The organism is Ornithinibacillus xuwenensis (assembly GCF_039614845.1).
In the GTDB taxonomy this organism is placed as follows: domain Bacteria; phylum Bacillota; class Bacilli; order Bacillales; family Amphibacillaceae; genus Ornithinibacillus; species Ornithinibacillus xuwenensis.
Genome location: NZ_JBDIML010000003.1, coordinates 277631 through 293496, shown reverse-complemented (window position 1 = coordinate 293496; position 15866 = coordinate 277631). Strand labels below are relative to the sequence as shown.

General features: G+C 37.2%; 14 protein-coding genes. 11 read left to right on the top strand and 3 right to left on the bottom strand.

Annotation, left to right across the window (positions count from 1 at the left end; all coding sequences use genetic code 11):
• Nucleotides 1-20: 20 nt before the first annotated feature.
• The gene (locus ABC228_RS10890) at nucleotides 21-752 is read left to right on the top strand and encodes an MBL fold metallo-hydrolase (RefSeq protein WP_345825162.1); all 732 of its coding nucleotides are present in this window, start codon (nucleotides 21-23) and stop codon (nucleotides 750-752) included.
• Between the two features lie 74 nt (nucleotides 753-826).
• Nucleotides 827-1822 (top strand): lipoate--protein ligase, encoded by a 996-nt coding sequence (lplA, locus tag ABC228_RS10885; RefSeq protein WP_345825161.1) that lies wholly within the window; start codon nucleotides 827-829, stop codon nucleotides 1820-1822.
• A gap of 137 nt (nucleotides 1823-1959) precedes the next feature.
• On the opposite strand, the gene ABC228_RS10880 is transcribed toward lplA, so the two are convergent.
• Entirely contained in the window at nucleotides 1960-2928 is a 969-nt protein-coding gene (locus ABC228_RS10880; RefSeq protein WP_345825160.1) for a helix-turn-helix transcriptional regulator, read from the bottom strand.
• A 110-nt stretch (nucleotides 2929-3038) separates the two neighbouring features.
• Here ABC228_RS10880 and ABC228_RS10875 point away from each other — a divergent pair, with 110 nt between their 5' ends.
• The 6 genes from ABC228_RS10875 to ABC228_RS10850 all read left to right on the top strand — a co-directional run bounded on the left by ABC228_RS10875 (nucleotide 3039) and on the right by ABC228_RS10850 (nucleotide 6908).
• The gene (locus tag ABC228_RS10875) at nucleotides 3039-3518 is read left to right on the top strand and encodes a GyrI-like domain-containing protein (RefSeq protein ID WP_345825159.1); all 480 of its coding nucleotides are present in this window, start codon (nucleotides 3039-3041) and stop codon (nucleotides 3516-3518) included.
• A gap of 21 nt (nucleotides 3519-3539) precedes the next feature.
• Nucleotides 3540-4004 (top strand): phage tail protein, encoded by a 465-nt coding sequence (locus tag ABC228_RS10870; protein ID WP_345825158.1) that lies wholly within the window; start codon nucleotides 3540-3542, stop codon nucleotides 4002-4004.
• 255 nt (nucleotides 4005-4259) lie between these two features.
• Nucleotides 4260-4703, top strand: a complete 444-nt coding sequence (locus tag ABC228_RS10865) for a GNAT family N-acetyltransferase (RefSeq protein WP_345825157.1) — start codon at nucleotides 4260-4262, stop codon at nucleotides 4701-4703.
• A 269-nt stretch (nucleotides 4704-4972) separates the two neighbouring features.
• Nucleotides 4973-5932 carry a tRNA dihydrouridine synthase gene (locus ABC228_RS10860; protein ID WP_345825156.1) on the top strand — a complete coding sequence of 320 codons (960 nt, stop codon included), beginning with the start codon at nucleotides 4973-4975 and terminating at the stop codon, nucleotides 5930-5932.
• Between the two features lie 226 nt (nucleotides 5933-6158).
• Complete coding sequence (locus ABC228_RS10855) at nucleotides 6159-6308, top strand: hypothetical protein (protein WP_345825155.1); 150 nt, start codon at nucleotides 6159-6161, stop codon at nucleotides 6306-6308.
• Nucleotides 6309-6416: 108 nt separating this feature from the next.
• Entirely contained in the window at nucleotides 6417-6908 is a 492-nt protein-coding gene (locus ABC228_RS10850; RefSeq protein WP_345825154.1) for a competence protein ComK, read from the top strand.
• Here the strand turns inward: ABC228_RS10850 and ABC228_RS10845 are convergent.
• A complete protein-coding gene (locus tag ABC228_RS10845; RefSeq protein ID WP_345825153.1) occupies nucleotides 6889-7278 on the bottom strand; it encodes a YhjD family protein in 390 nt (129 codons plus the stop codon). The two genes, ABC228_RS10850 and ABC228_RS10845, sit on opposite strands and share 20 nt — an antisense overlap.
• A 328-nt stretch (nucleotides 7279-7606) precedes the next feature.
• Here ABC228_RS10845 and ABC228_RS10840 point away from each other — a divergent pair, with 328 nt between their 5' ends.
• The 3 genes from ABC228_RS10840 (at nucleotide 7607) to addA (ending at nucleotide 15592) form a co-directional block, all read left to right on the top strand.
• Nucleotides 7607-8260 (top strand): TVP38/TMEM64 family protein, encoded by a 654-nt coding sequence (locus ABC228_RS10840; RefSeq protein WP_345825152.1) that lies wholly within the window; start codon nucleotides 7607-7609, stop codon nucleotides 8258-8260.
• A gap of 104 nt (nucleotides 8261-8364) precedes the next feature.
• On the top strand, nucleotides 8365-11868 hold the full coding sequence (gene addB, locus ABC228_RS10835; RefSeq protein WP_345825151.1) for a helicase-exonuclease AddAB subunit AddB: 3504 nt from the start codon (nucleotides 8365-8367) through the stop codon (nucleotides 11866-11868).
• On the top strand, nucleotides 11861-15592 hold the full coding sequence (gene addA, locus ABC228_RS10830) for a helicase-exonuclease AddAB subunit AddA (protein ID WP_345825150.1): 3732 nt from the start codon (nucleotides 11861-11863) through the stop codon (nucleotides 15590-15592). The genes addB and addA overlap by 8 nt, the downstream gene beginning before the upstream one ends.
• A gap of 29 nt (nucleotides 15593-15621) precedes the next feature.
• Here addA and ABC228_RS10825 read toward each other — a convergent pair whose 3' ends face one another.
• A complete protein-coding gene (locus ABC228_RS10825) occupies nucleotides 15622-15840 on the bottom strand; it encodes a spore germination protein (protein WP_345825149.1) in 219 nt (72 codons plus the stop codon).
• Nucleotides 15841-15866: the final 26 nt, after the last annotated feature.

The following is a 15866-nucleotide window of genomic DNA, read 5'->3' as shown; positions in this document are numbered from 1 at the left end:
TTAGAAATGAGGTGACAGAAATGAAGTTAACAGTAATTGGGTATTGGGGTGGTTATCCTGCACCTGATAGTGCAACATCATCTTATCTAATAGAAAAGGATGGATTTTCATTATTAGTAGATGCAGGTAGTGGTTCAATATCCAAGTTACAAAAGTATAAAAATATCATGGAAATTGACGCTGTTATTCTATCGCACTACCATCATGACCATATTGCAGATATTGGCGTGTTACAATATGCCTGGTTAGTGCAATCCTATTTGGTTGAAAACAAAGACATCTTACCTATATATGGTCACACAGAAGACAGGGTGGGATTTGAAAAGTTAACGCATGAATTTACCGAGGGAATTGCCTATGAGCCAAATGAGACGTTAAGTATTGGTCCATTTACCATTAATTTTTTGAAAACAAAGCATCCAGTTCCTTGTTATGGTATGCGAATAACGGATGGAGAAAATGTAATCGTGTATACAGCAGACACAAGCTACTTGGAGGAATGGATAGAATTTAGTAAAAATGCCGATTTGCTGATTACAGATAGTAATTTCTACGCCAATCAAGATGGCTCTGCTGCTGGCCATATGACTAGTCGAGAAGGAGGAACGATTGCAGAAGCGGCTAATGTGGGAGAGTTAATATTAAGTCACTTACCACAGTATGGGAATCGAGAAGAACTGATTACACAAGCAAGTGATGTCTATAAAGGAAAAATCCTTCTTGCTGAAGAGGGGTTAATCTGGGAAAAATAAAGACAATTTTCTTTGCTTGCATGTCTTTTTTCGATAAACTTATAGATGGAAAAAATTTATAGGAGGGGCAAATCGTGAAATTTATTGATAACCAAGGCATTACGGATCCAATGATTAACCTGGCAATTGAAGAATATATTTTGCAAAATTTTGGGGAGAAGGATACATATTTATTATTCTACATTAACAAACCTTCTATTATTATTGGTAGAAACCAAAACACCATTGAAGAAATTAATACAGATTATGTAGAAGACAATGACATTAAAGTTGTTCGTCGTCTTTCCGGTGGAGGGGCTGTCTATCATGATGAACAGAATTTAAACTTCAGCTTCATTACAAAGGATGATGGAGAAAGCTTCCATAACTTTGCCAAGTTTCTTCAGCCTGTTATCGAGGTATTAAATGACCTAGGTGTTCCTGCTGAGCTTCAAGGAAGAAATGATGTTGTTGTTAATGGACGTAAAATTTCTGGAAATGCGATGTTTTCTACAAGAGGACGCATGTTTAGTCATGGTACATTAATGCTTGATTCTGAAATTGAAAATGTTGTAAAAGCACTAAAAGTTAAGAAAGAAAAAATTGAATCTAAAGGTATAAAATCTATTCGTAGTCGAGTAGCCAATATTTCTGAGTTTCTTGATGAAAAAATTTCAATGGATGAATTTAAAGCACGTATCTTAAAACACATATTCGATGTTGAGGATGTGAATGATGTTCCTCGTTATGAATTAACAGAGGAAGACTGGAAAAATATTCATCAGATTTCAGAAGAACGTTATCAGCAATGGGAATGGAATTACGGTAAGTCTCCAGCATTTAACGTTCAAGCATCTCATAAATTCCCTTCAGGATTATTAGATGTACGTTTTGATGTGAAAAAAGGTGTTATTGAAAACTGTAAAATTTACGGTGACTTCTTCGGTTTAGGGGACATTCAGGACCTTGAAAATAAACTTATCGGTGTTCGACATGAAAAACAAGCAATTGAAGAAGCTTTAAATGATATCGATGTTGCTCATTATCTTGGTAAAATTGGTAAAGAAGATTTTGTAAATCTATTATATTAACCTGAGTAAAACAAGCAGAAATGTAATACTAACATTTCTGCTTGTTTTATCTTATTAAAATGAGTATGATTCCCCATTATTTGGTACGACAACAATACAAGGGATTTAGAAAACGTGCATTACCTTTGTTTGTTTTATTATAAATTATTGGAGTATACGGATAGTCTCTTTTGTATGCCCTCTAAGACGTCTTTAGGGGCTTCTCTAATTTTGATATCCTCACCTAGAAAAAGAACCCAATTTATTATTTCAGTCAATTCTTCGGTATTTTTAACATTGATAAATGTCTTTAGTATGGCGGTAGTTTGGTAAGGATTTGTATAGGATATAGATACTTTTAAGGGATGATATTTCTTGAACTGGGAAATTGCTTTCGGACCAAGTTCAAGGAAAATATTGCTTGTTTTCTCCTGCATACTTAGTTTATCTAAGATTTTTTTCTTACTTAATCTATTTTTATTCGAGTAGGGTTTGATAGCTGTGAGATGGTCGACTGGGATTATTTTCTTTTTTTCTTCCTCTAAATCAAATCCTTCAATTAACCAAACACTTTTCTCATGATACAGGTGCATGAGATAAATTGGATATGAATTTATCAGCTTCTCTTCTTCGATGGTAACCAATAAGTATCTCTCCAATAGAAGGATTTGAATGAGTTTTTCTAACATGGGATGGGGAAGATCTGACAAATCTAATAGGTCAGGATTATTTGGGTTGGTCCCTTCAAAAAGCAAGAGTTGATTTAAGAGAACAAGGTCATCTTGCTGGTTTTCTGAAATGAGTCCGAGTAATTTTTCAGCAAGAGACTGGCGACTCTTAAGATAGGGAAGCTGCTGATTTCTTGTGGCCATAAAGGCAATAAAAAGAGCTTTGACTTCATTATCAGTAAAGTGAACATCGGGCAGGACAGAATTGTGCATGACAGAATAACCACCATCCCTACCAACTTCAGAAACAAGTGGCATACCCATGCCTTCAATTTCTCTGATGTCTCTAATTGCTGTTGAGCGAGAAATATTAAATTCTCGCATGATTTCAGTGATGGTAAAGTGGGCACGATTATTAATAAACCGCATAATCGTATTAATCCGTTCAACTTTTTTCATCAGGACTCCTTAACAGTATCATTTTTTGACATGGTTTAAGGCTATTATAAAACTATCAAGTGAAGAAGACAAATTCATTTGAAAAATTTAATAAAAGGAAGGTATTAAATATGACAAATTATAGTTTAGAAGAAAAAGACAGCTTTACAGTATTAGGGTTTGGAACAGAGCTTAAGAGCGATTACACAGACTATGCTGGAATAAACAAGGAAAAGTCAGACTTTTGGGGGGCTGTTGAAGAGGATGGAAGGCTTGATACGTTAAAGGCTATTGCTACAAACGACTATATATTTGCTGTAAACGAAGCGGTGAATAACAAAATGATGCATTATGCAGGTGTCATGACGGAGGAATCACTTCCGGAAGCATCGAGAGCTATCCAATTTCCTAAGGGGGAATACTTAGTTGTTAAAGGGGAAGAAAAGACTGCTGAAGAGTTGAGTAATAAGCTTACTGGTGTCGCATTTGGTGAAGCTTTACCTAATGCAACGAATATTGCTTATGTTGGTGGACCCAATGCATCAGTTGTGATGGGACATCGAAATGGTTTGGTTTATGGTGAAATGTGGATTCCAGTTGTGAGGAAGTAAGGGATTAAAGGAGAGATGAAAATGTCTTTTGTAGTTGATTTTAAAACGGTGTCTACAGTTGGTATAGAGTCTTCACCTGTAGTAGAATCACTTGCTGGTTTACGTGCTAATGAAGCTCGTTATTTTATGAACAAATACAAGCACGAATTTACGGTAGTTCCAGCTAGTGAAAGCCAGGGGACCCTTGATTATGTGAATCGAATTTTGAAAGAGGAACGCGATATTGAGTTTGCCGCTAAACCTTTAGAAACGTCTCGCTTTCAAGTAGAAAATATCCAATTTGCCTATGTCTTTTATGAGGATGGTCTTGTTGTCAATGTGATGTATACCAATGATGATCCGAAGAAGCGGGCCGTTGGTTTTAAGCTTTCGGAGGAGATGGAAGTACCGAAGGAGTTAGAAGGAAAGTTTAAGTTTGCTAAGCAGAAGTCTAAACTAGCTGGAACAATCCGCGGCTCGTTCTTTGTCATTAAAGGAGAATATTAACTAGGCAAACCTATATAGGCGAATCTAATGGAGTCTATTCGATAAATATTATTCACTGAAGTAATTGCTAAATAAACTCTGTTAAGAGGTTTAGAAAAGAATATATGTCGTATTTCAAAGTGATCGTAGAAGTGGATCACTTTTCTTTTTTGGTAAAAATTAAATTCTGTTTTAGAGAGTATTACGTTAGTATTAAAAGTAGATTAGATAAAGGGGCAGGCTATTTCATGTTGTTCCACCTTGGGGGATCGTAATATGTATAATGTTTACTTTAGGGACATTGATGATAAAAATGAATTTACGGTTAGAAATATAACGTTAAAATCTGGACAAGAAAATTTTATTGAAACTGTCGATGAATGTTTAAAGGAAGCAAGTATTTATCCTGAATGGCACCCAGTAGCAATCTATAAGGATGAGATCATTATTGGATTTGCTATGTACGGTTCCTTTGGCCCTAATAAAGATACTTGGATCGATAGAATCATGATAGATGAAAAATATCAAGGTAATGGTTATGGAAGGATTGCAATGAAGAAGCTTATTGATATCGTTTCAAAAGAATATGGAGTAAACGTTATCTATTTAAGTATTATTGAGGAAAATAAAGTTGCTTACCGTTTGTATACAAGTATGGGATTTGAATTCATGAATGAAAGAGATCCAAATGGAGAGCTCTTATTTAAGTATACTATTTAATAAATATTTGCAGATGAATATTAGTGTTTCGTAACGGCTTCGGGTTCGGTTGTCCATTACTTTTTCACCTAACCGAAGTAATGTGATAAGAAAGACATCATTTTCTTACGATGCAGCACCACATTATTATGAAAATCAAAATTTATAGTTTGATAAAAAGTGCTTAACCATGGTATAAGTGTAAAGGAAGCAGAGATATCTTTGCTTTTTATTTTTGGGTCACATCAGGTTGTCCTGATCCCCGATAATGAGAGGATTTGAATTTATATATGTCAGACAATTTTTGGCGTGATTTACCACGACCGTTTTTTATACTAGCACCAATGGAAGATGTAACTGATGTTGTTTTTCGCCATGTAGTGAGTGAAGCTGCTAGACCTGATGTGTTTTTTACAGAGTTCACAAACTCGGAAAGTTATTGTCATCCAAAGGGACACCATAGTGTACGTGGTCGTTTGACCTTTACAGAAGATGAACAACCAATTGTGGCCCATATTTGGGGAGACAAACCGGAGTATTTCCGAGAGATGAGCATCGGAATGGCGAAAGAAGGTTTTCGTGGTGTAGATATCAATATGGGCTGTCCTGCACCTAATGTTGCACCGAATGGGAAGGGGTGTGGTCTCATCCGTCGTCCAGAAGTTGCAGCAGAATTAATACAAGCAGCAAAAGCGGGGGGCTTGCCTGTAAGTGTGAAGACAAGGCTTGGTTACACGGATGTAGATGAATGGCATGACTGGCTTACACACGTACTCAAACAAGACATCGTTAATCTCTCTATTCATCTGCGTACCAAAAAGGAAATGAGTAATGTAGATGCGCATTGGGAGCTAATTCCTGAAATTAAGAAGCTTCGTGATAAAGTGGCACCAGATACGCTCTTGACGATCAATGGGGATATTCCTGATCGTCAAACTGGCATGGAGCTTGCTCAAAGGTATGAGGTTGATGGGGTTATGATTGGTCGTGGTATTTTTAAAAACCCATTTGCCTTTGAAAAACAGTCGAAGGAGCATAGCAGTAAGGAATTGCTCGATCTCTTAAGGTTGCATCTTGATCTTTATGATCAATATTCAAAGGAATATGTAGCCCGTTCATACAAATCTCTGCAACGTTTTTTTAAGATATATGTTCGTGGGTTTCGAGGAGCAAGTGAGCTAAGAAATCAATTGATGGGCACAGAATCAACTGATGATGCCCGTACATTGCTCGCTAATTTCGTGGAATAATCTCTTAAAGGCATGCATGCATCAGTGAAAGAAAAATGAGCAATTTCCAATCGGAAATTGCTCATTTTTATATTTTCCAGACAACTAATATTATTTCCTGGTCTTTGAAATTCCAATTTATTCTTTCACTTCAATAGTAAACAAACGAATTGCTTGCTTAAATAATTTTTTAGTATGAAAAATATGGAAAAAATGCATACTATAGATAAAAAGGAGGAGAATTTTGATGGCTAAAAAAGAATTACTTCCGGAATTAGAAACCTTTACACTGCTTAATCCAGACTTTGATCTTCCATTAGAAGAAAATATGGAAGTGAAGCAAGAAAAAGAGCATATTAATGAAAAAAATCCTGAATTATTAGGAAATGCTGACTGATTAAATAATTTTTTGAAAAATTATGATTTGATATAGGAATATTCAATAATATTTGTTACATTAATACGTAAGCCTCTCCCTTTCATTCTCATGAAAGGATGATATTAAATGATTAATAATACGTTTTATGCTCCCTTACATGAAATTACGCCACTCACCCTAGCTGTAATCGCCCAAAAAGATGAAGAAGGAAATAGTTATACATCAGTTCTAGAAGAAGAAACAGAGTATGTTGTGGAGCACTCACCAAGTAAGTTGATTGATTATGCATGTAAGTTTTTTGGTGCCAGTTTGAAGGGCAGGCAAGATGGAACACGTAATATTTGTGGAATTACACATAAAGCTCCAATCTCTATAGACCCCTCAAGTGGCATGTATTTTTTCCCAACTACCTCTCCCACGAATTCAAAGTGCTCTTGGATTGCACATTCCCACATTGACCAAGTGAATCGTGCTGTTAATCAATGTACAGAGATTGTTTTTAAAACCGGAAGAACAATCACTTTGGATACATCATATGGTTCTGTTATGAACCAAATTCATCGTACTGCGCAATTTCGGTATTTATTAGATAATCGAATTAAGCATTTGCAACAGTAAGGGATTGGCTTTGGGATAAAGCCTTTATCATAAACTCCTGTACGATTTCCTCAACCTTTTTGCGAATAGCTGGATTAAAATAATTTCGTTTTTCTTCTTTCCCCTTACAGAGAAAAAGATAGGAAGAGAAGGAATCATTTTTATTGATTAACATTACTTGAAGTCTCTTCTTTTCCATCTTTGTTCGTAATTGTCTGCGTTCTGTTAATGCTTCTGTATTCATTCTTTCCAAAAGCTGAATATATGGTTCTTTTATTTTAAAAGCTCCCTTTTGGACGTGCTGAATATCCTGTTGAATCACGACAATTGCCATCGAAAGAAAAAGAAAGCGTGTAGTCATTGCTAATTCTTCATCTGTAAGATAGCGCATAGTTACCCCTCCAAATAAGAACGTTTGTTCTATTATACGCCAAATAAACGAAAAATACACTAATAAACAAGAAATATTTTTTGGGAATTGAAAGGGTAGAAGGCTATAATTTCCAATTAATAAGTAAAGTATGGTACCGGATATTTTATATCGTGTTAGGATAGGATTAGTTATAGTAGTAATATGCTCAATGTGTATTTATATAAGAGAAAATAACGACTTAGAAATGCCATGCTTAATAAAACTTTTCATAATGTTTAATTTCAATTAAAATGGAGTTAGTACATAAAAGAATAGGCGTTTTAGTTGGATGGGGAGATTTTACTAAATGTATCTTTTTAACATCATTACTGAATGGAAAATAGCATTTGAAAATGACGAGCTAGATCAATACATTATGGAACTATTACAGGATTATGAGCGCTTAGGGCCATTACCGGGAATATTGCTACCTTTTGTCGAAGCATTTCTCCCTTTCTTACCATTAGTGGTATTTGTAATGGCAAACGCTGCAGCCTATGGACTATTAGAAGGCTTTTTACTGTCTTGGGCTGGATCTACCCTTGGAGCAGTACTTGTTTTCTTAATCGTTCGAAACCTTGGCGATAAGAAAATCTTCGTTTCCATACGAAAAAACAAGCAGGTAAAGAAGGTAACGGGATGGTTGGAAAGACATGGATTCGGTCCATTATTTTTATTGATGTGTTTTCCGTTTTCACCATCGTCTGTTATCAATGTGGTAGCAGGATTATCAAATATTAGTATTTACCAGTTTATATTGGCTACGATATTAGGTAAATCTGTCATGATTTTTTCCATCTCATATATTGGTTCAAGTATTGTATCATTTGCAAAAAATCCTACCAAAACAATTATTGTAGGAGGCTGTATTGTACTTTTTTGGGTAGTTGGGAAATTCATTGAAAAGAAGCTACACCAAAAATCCAAGCTGCAAGATACTTCGGATTCAGAGAAAGTATAGTATAATTTAAGACAAACGAAAAAATCAAAACTTCTGTCTCTTATTAAGTAAATAGTCAGGAGTTTTTTTCATTCACTGTACATTATCTAAGGGAGGGGACTCATGTGGGACTTCGTTTTATATTAGGAAGAGCAGGAACAGAAAAAAGTAGCTACGCATTTAACGAAATAAAGGAGAATTCAACTGTAGACCCGCAAGGTCCACCAATATTTTATATTGTGCCAGACCAAATGACTTTTGAGCAGGAATATGCTTTATTCCAAGACGAAGCTTTTCAAGGTAGTATTCGGACACAGGTAACGAGCTTCTCGCGCCTAGCGTGGTTAATACTTCAAGAAACTGGTGGGGCTACAAGACAATTCATAAGCTCAGTTGGTATTCAAATGATGCTGCGAAAAATCATCGAAGAAAAAGATGGAGAATGGCATGTATTCCAAAAAGCTGTGGAGAAACAAGGATTCTTAAGCCAATTGGAAAAGATTATTACCGAGTTTAAACGATACGAAGTAACGCCAGAAATGCTATTGATGCAAAAGTATCAAATTAATCAGTATGCTCATAAAGAGCCTGGGGAGCAAGCTTTGATTCATAAGCTAGAAGATTTGCACTATATTTACCAGAAGCTTGGACAAGCACTAGCAAATAACTACATTGATAGTGAAGACCAATTAAGTCTTCTAGCTGAAAAAATAACGGAAGCAAACTCGTTAGAAGGTGCTGAGATTTATTTTGATGGTTTCCATCGTTTTACACCGAAAGAGCTGGTGGTAGTCGAAGCATTATTCAAAAAATGCAAACGAATTACCGTGAATCTAACAGTTGATAATACAGACCTAGAAGAATTATCAGATCTAGACCTGTTTTATCAAACGAAGGAAACTTATCACGCTTTAAAATCTCTTGCAGAGTTAAATCAAGTCAAAATTGAAGATAATATTGTACTTAATCCAGTGGAAGGGGTCTTTAAGAATAGATCATATTTTGCACATCTCGAGAAAAATTTTGATGTTCGGCCAGCGCCTGGTTATCAGGAAAATGCACCGATACAAATAGCCGAAGCTGTTCATCCTAGAGCGGAAGTGGAAGGTGTTGCACAAGAAGTATTACGTCTTGTTCGTGAAGAAAATTATCGTTTCCGAGATATTGCTGTCTTAATTAGGCAAACCGAAACCTATCAGGATATCATCTCGACGATATTTGAAGATTACAATATTCCAGTTTTCATAGATGAAAAGCGTACTATGCTGAACCATTCCTTAATCGAATTAATACGGTCAGCGCTTGAGGTTGTTGATGCAAATTGGCGCTATGACGCTGTTTTTCGCATGCTTAAGACCGGATTTATTCCAGCAACAGATGAGGAATATCCATTAACTGATGATGCAATTGACGAGCTTGAAAATTATGTCATTGAATATGGTATCCGTTCTAGGAAGCAGTGGATGTCAGAAGAAAATTGGATTTTTCAACGGTTTAGGGGATTTGAGCAAGCAGTTCAAACCGATGCAGAGAAAGAAATGCAAACACGTATAAATCATTATCGTAGACAGGTTGTTCATGCCCTAGCAACATTTGATGAACAAATGAAGTCCGTATCTACCATTCAGGAGCTATGTGAAACCACGTATAGATTGCTGGAGCATATCCAGGCACCGGAAAGACTTGAAACGATGCGAAATATGTTTGATGAGAACGGACAACTATCCAAAGGACGTGAGCAGGAACAAGTATGGAATGGCATTATGCACCTCTTGGATGAAATCGTTGAGATGGCTGGAGAAGAAGAGATGGCTTTATCAACGTTCCGAGAAACATTGGATGCGGGATTCGAGACGTTGAAATTTTCTCATGTACCACCAAGTATTGACCATGTTATTGTTGGGACAATTGACCGCTCACGAATTAGTGGTATTAAATGCTCCTTCTTAGTAGGCGTAAATGATGGGGTATGGCCATTAAAACCACCTGCTGATGGGATGATTAATGAGACTGAACGAGAGCTCTTGGCTACCCATGGTATGAAGCTAGCCGATACAAGCAAACGCCAATTATTAGATGATTGGTTCTACATGTATTTGGCCTTTTCTGCTGCATCTGATTATTTATGGATCAGTTATCCAATTAGTGATGAAGAAGGTAAGTCGAAGATGCCATCACAGCTCATAAAACGTATGAAGGATATGTTTCCGGCATGTAAAACGCCAATTCTATTACAGGATCCAGATGAATTATATGAGGCAGATCGATATATTACGTCGCCAATCAAGACAAGGTCTGCCTTAACGGCTCAGCTTTCTAGAAGTAGAAAAGGGTATCCAGTCAAATCTGTTTGGTGGCATGTATTGAATTGGTATATGACCAATCAGCCAAGACATGAGACGACGTATACGATATTACAAAGCTTGTTTTATGAAAACACGCCATCGGACATTGAAAAAGAGACAGTTGAGGCATTATATCCGAAACAGGTAATGGCAAGTGTGTCTAGGCTAGAGACATATTATCGTTGCTCTTACCAGCACTTTGCTAAGTATAGTCTAGGATTAAATGAACGAAAAACATATAAATTGGATGCACCAGATATTGGTAATTTGTTCCATGAGTCATTAAAAATTATTACAGAATGGATTCAAGAGGAAGGTAAGGATTTTGCTCATTTAACAAAGCGAGATACGGATTCTTATGCTGCACGTGCAGTCACAACGCTTGCACCAATTTTACAGCATCAGATATTGCATAGCTCTAATCGTTACCAATATATCCAACATAAATTGCAGCATGTTATAGCACGTGCAGCTTATGTATTAAGTGAACAAGCAAGATTAAGCCAATTTTCACCTGTTGGTTTGGAGCTTGGGTTTGGATCAAAGCGAGACAAGCTTAATCCGGTTACATTACAGCTACCGAATGGATATGAAATTATGCTTCGTGGTCGAATTGACCGAGTAGATAAAGCATTGAACGAAGAAGATTTATATTTGAGGATAATTGACTATAAATCCAGCGCTAGAGGTCTGGATATGGTGGAGGTTTACTACGGATTAGCCTTACAAATGCTGACGTATCTCGATGTTGTGCTATCACAATCTGAGCAGTGGCTAGGGAAAAAAGCTACACCTGCTGGAGTCTTGTATTTTCATGTGCACAACCCAATGATTACAGGTAATCACAAGCTGTCAGATGAACAGCTAGAGGAAGAAATTTTTAAGAAGTATAAAATGCAGGGATTGCTTATTAATAGTGAGCGTGTTATCCAATTGATGGACACTTCACTAGAGTCAGGAACAAGTCAAATCGTCCCTGCAGGGATTAAAAAGGACGGTGCGTTTAATAAATCATCCAAAATAGCAAGTCAAGAGACGTTCTCAAGCTTACAGCAGCATATCCATCACCTCATGATGAATGCTGGAATTGATATGACACTAGGTGCAGTTCATTTAAACCCATATCAACGAAAGCAAAATGTGGCGTGTACGTATTGTCCGTTTTTATCTGTCTGTCAGTTTGATACGACTCTAGAAACAAACAACTATCGAAAACTGCCAGAATTAAAAGAGGAAGAAGTACTCGAGAAGCTAAGGGAAAAGGAGGGAGACAACATTGGTTAAATGGACAAAAGAACAAGAGGCTGCAATTTATACGGAAGGCAGTGATGTCCTTGTTGCAGCGGCGGCTGGCTCAGGTAAGACTGCTGTACTAGTAGAACGTATTATTCAAAAACTATTAAAGCAAGAGAATCCGGTCGATATAGACTCCCTCCTGGTTGTTACGTTTACGAATGCAGCAGCACAGGAGATGCGAAACCGAGTTGGTCAGGCACTAGAGAAAGCATTGGAGCAAGATCCAGGCTCAGCACATCTGAAGAAGCAGTTATCACTGTTACAACGAGCATCCATTTCAACGTTGCACTCATTTTGCTTAGATGTGGTCAAACAATACGCCTATTTAATCGACATTGATCCGGGGTTTCGGATTGCAAATGATATGGAAGCAGACTTAATGCAGCAAGAGGTACTAGATGAATTATTCGAGGATTGGTACGGTCGAGAAGGGGAGGAGCAGGAACGTTTCTTCCAAGTGGTAGACCGATTTTCTGGGGATAGAAATGATGTTGATGTCGAGAAATTAGTACTATCATTGTACAATTTTGCTGTTCAAAATCCACGACCACATGTCTGGCTTGATCGTCTAGCTGAGGTTTATGCAATACCGGATAACTGGCAAGAGGAAGACCTGACATGGTTAGAGATTATTAAGCGAGAAGTGCGTGATAAATTCCAAGCTATTGAACAGGAAGTTAATCATGCCTTGACATTAACAAAGGAAAATGATGGACCTTATCAGTATACGGAAACGATTGAAGCAGATTTTCAAATGCTAGAAAAGGCACTTACATTGCTTGATGATTGGGATGAGCTTCAGGCATTTATGAGTGGAAGTGACTTCAAAAGGCTGTCAGGAAAAAAACAAGAATGCAATGAAGATAAGAAGAACAAAGTGAAAGCATTAAGAGATAGCTATAAAGACCGTTGGAATGCAATGAAGGGGAACTGGTTTAATCGAAATCTAGTATCTCATGTACAAGATATGCGAGAGCTTGCACCAGTAATCAAGTCATTGACAGATATTGTGAAGGATTTTATTCATCGTTTTACTCAAATGAAACGCGAGAAGGCAATCGTTGATTTCTCTGACTTGGAGCATTTATGCTTGCAGTTATTAATTGAGGATTCTTCTAGCTTAGATGTGCCCAAGCCATCTAGTGTTGCTAAAAATTTACAAAAACAATTTAGTGAATTATTAGTAGATGAATATCAGGATACAAATTTGGTGCAAGAGACGATACTGACACTTATTAGTGATCAGATTGGACCTGGAAACATGTTTATGGTAGGAGATGTTAAGCAAAGTATTTATCGATTTCGACATGCAGAGCCTTCTCTTTTCATCGATAAGTATAAGCGTTTTGCAGAGGAAGATCATGTAGCGACGCGAATTGATTTAGCAAGCAATTTTAGAAGTCGTGAGCTGGTGTTAATTGGTGCAAATTATATCTTTAGACAAATATTAGATGAAGAACTTGGGGAAATCAATTATGATCAAGATGCAGAACTGATCTATGCAAACCGTATGTATGATTCTTTACCATTAATAGAACCGAGTCCAGAGCTTCTAATAATAGACCGTGAAAAGCCGGAGGACCAGCTACCAACAGATGACGAAGAGGATGAGAACTATCAAGATCTTGAAAATGCTCAATTGGAAGCAAGAGCATATGCAAGGAAGATAAAACAATGGATTGGTCAAAAAGATGCACCGCCTCTTCAAGTGGTGGAAAAGTCTACAGAGACCCAGCGAGATGTCCAATATCGTGACATTGTTATATTACTTCGTTCCATGACTTGGGCTCCGACAATTGTTGATGAGTTGAAGAAGCAAGGTATACCAGTTTATGCGGAACTATCGACGGGATATTTTGAAGCAATTGAAGTTAAAATTATGTTAAATCTTTTAAAGGTAATTGATAATCCAAGACAGGATATTCCGTTAGCTTCCGTTCTGAAATCACCTATTGTAGGATTAAATGAAAATGAATTAACTAAAGTACGATTAGCAGATCAGCGAAACACGTATTTTGATGCCGTACAAAAATATCTCCATGAAAATGAAGATGTTCTAGCCAAAAAAGTATCGCGTTTTATGGAATTGTTAAATCGTTTTAGACTATCAGCTAGGCAAGGGGCCTTATCAGAATTAATCTGGCAGGTCTATCGTGAAACAGGGTATTTTGACTTTGTTGGCGGAATGCCAGGTGGACGGCAACGACAAGCAAACTTGAGGGCGTTATATGACCGGGCTCGAGGTTATGAAACAACTTCTTTCCGTGGTTTGTTCCGTTTCTTACGCTTCATTGAACGAATGGAGGAACGAGGAGATGACTTAGGTGCTGCTAGAGCACTAAGTGAGCAGGAAGATGTTGTGCGTATTATGACCATTCATAAAAGTAAAGGCCTTGAGTTCCCAGTTGTAATTGTTGGGGCAATGGATAAACAATTTAATATGCAGGATTTGCGACAGAATTACTTGCTTCATAAGGATTTAGGATTTGCTTCTAAGTATATTGATCCAATCAAACGAATAACCTATCCGACTTTATTCTATCATGCCATTAGAGAAGAAAAGCGAAGAGAACTTTTAGCAGAAGAGATGCGGGTGCTCTATGTCGCGCTAACACGAGCAAGAGAGAAACTCGTAATGGTTGGTAATGTAGCATCCTTTCAGAAAAAACAGGAGACCTGGCAATCCATTATCGACCATTCAGAATGGATTTTACCAGCACACTTCCGAATTCAGTCGAAATCATATTTGGATTGGGTAGGACCGGCATTAGTGCGTCACCACGAAGGTGTTGCGCTGCGTACAGAGGATGTACAAGATGCGGTTCTAGAAGAGATTCGAATCGATCCATCTAAATGGGAGGTATCGATTCTCCATGGAAGTGAATTAGCCAATCTGGAAGAATCCTCCGTAGAGGAAGATTTGAAATTAAAAGAAAAGATTCGTGCATGGCAGCCTATTGAATTAGAGGAACCAGAACTTGATGAATTTGTCCATAATCGACTTGCATTTGAATATCCATTCCTAGAGGCAGCTCATTCCAGAGCAAAGCAAAGTGTTACTGAAATTAAGCGACAGCGAGAAATAAAGGATGAATATAGTGCCAATCAGCTTGTTCAGCCTTTTAAGACACCAATTGTTAGAAAGCCCATTTTTATGCAAAAGGAGAAAACTCTCTCAGCTGCTGAAAAAGGAACAGCCATGCATACCGTGATGCAGCATCTTTCGTTTAAGAAAAAAATGGATGAACATGAAATTGTAGCGTTCGTTGAATCATTAGTAGAACGTGAAATTCTACGGAGACAAGAAGCAGATTCCATTAACATTGAAGCAGTAGAAAGATTTTTTGATACAGAGATTGCAGCGCTAATGATGAATGCAGATAAGCTTTACCGAGAAGTACCTTTCAGTATCACCTTACCTGCAAAAGAAGTGTATGCAAATTGGAGTAGTGAAACAAGTGAGCAGGTACTTGTGCAAGGGGTATTTGATGCAGTTATTCCCACGGATGGTGGTTGGATAATTTTAGATTATAAGACTGATAGTATTACACAGGAAGTGAATGACACGGTTATCAATAATCTAATAAACCGGTACAAGGTTCAATTAACCCTATATCGTCATGCATTAGAAACTATTTGGAAGTCGCCAGTAAAAGAAACCTATCTATACTTCTTTTCCAAGCAATTGCTTATTAAGGTACCAAAAGCGTAAGAGGATGTTCCGTTATCGGAACATCCTCTTTATGCATTTGCAGTTTGGTTTTGATCATTAACATCAGGATCAAAAGGGTTAGTCGAGCTTACACCTGTGTTGGTATTAATAAAGTCACCTGTATTTAGAGAACCGGAACCAGCATTGGTTTTAGAAGTACTCTTTGGAGATAAATAGAAGGCATCTCCAAAGTTTACAACGCCGCCTCCAACACTATTGATCTTAATTGGTCCGACGATTGATGGCATAGTCATACACCTACTAAATAAGAGTT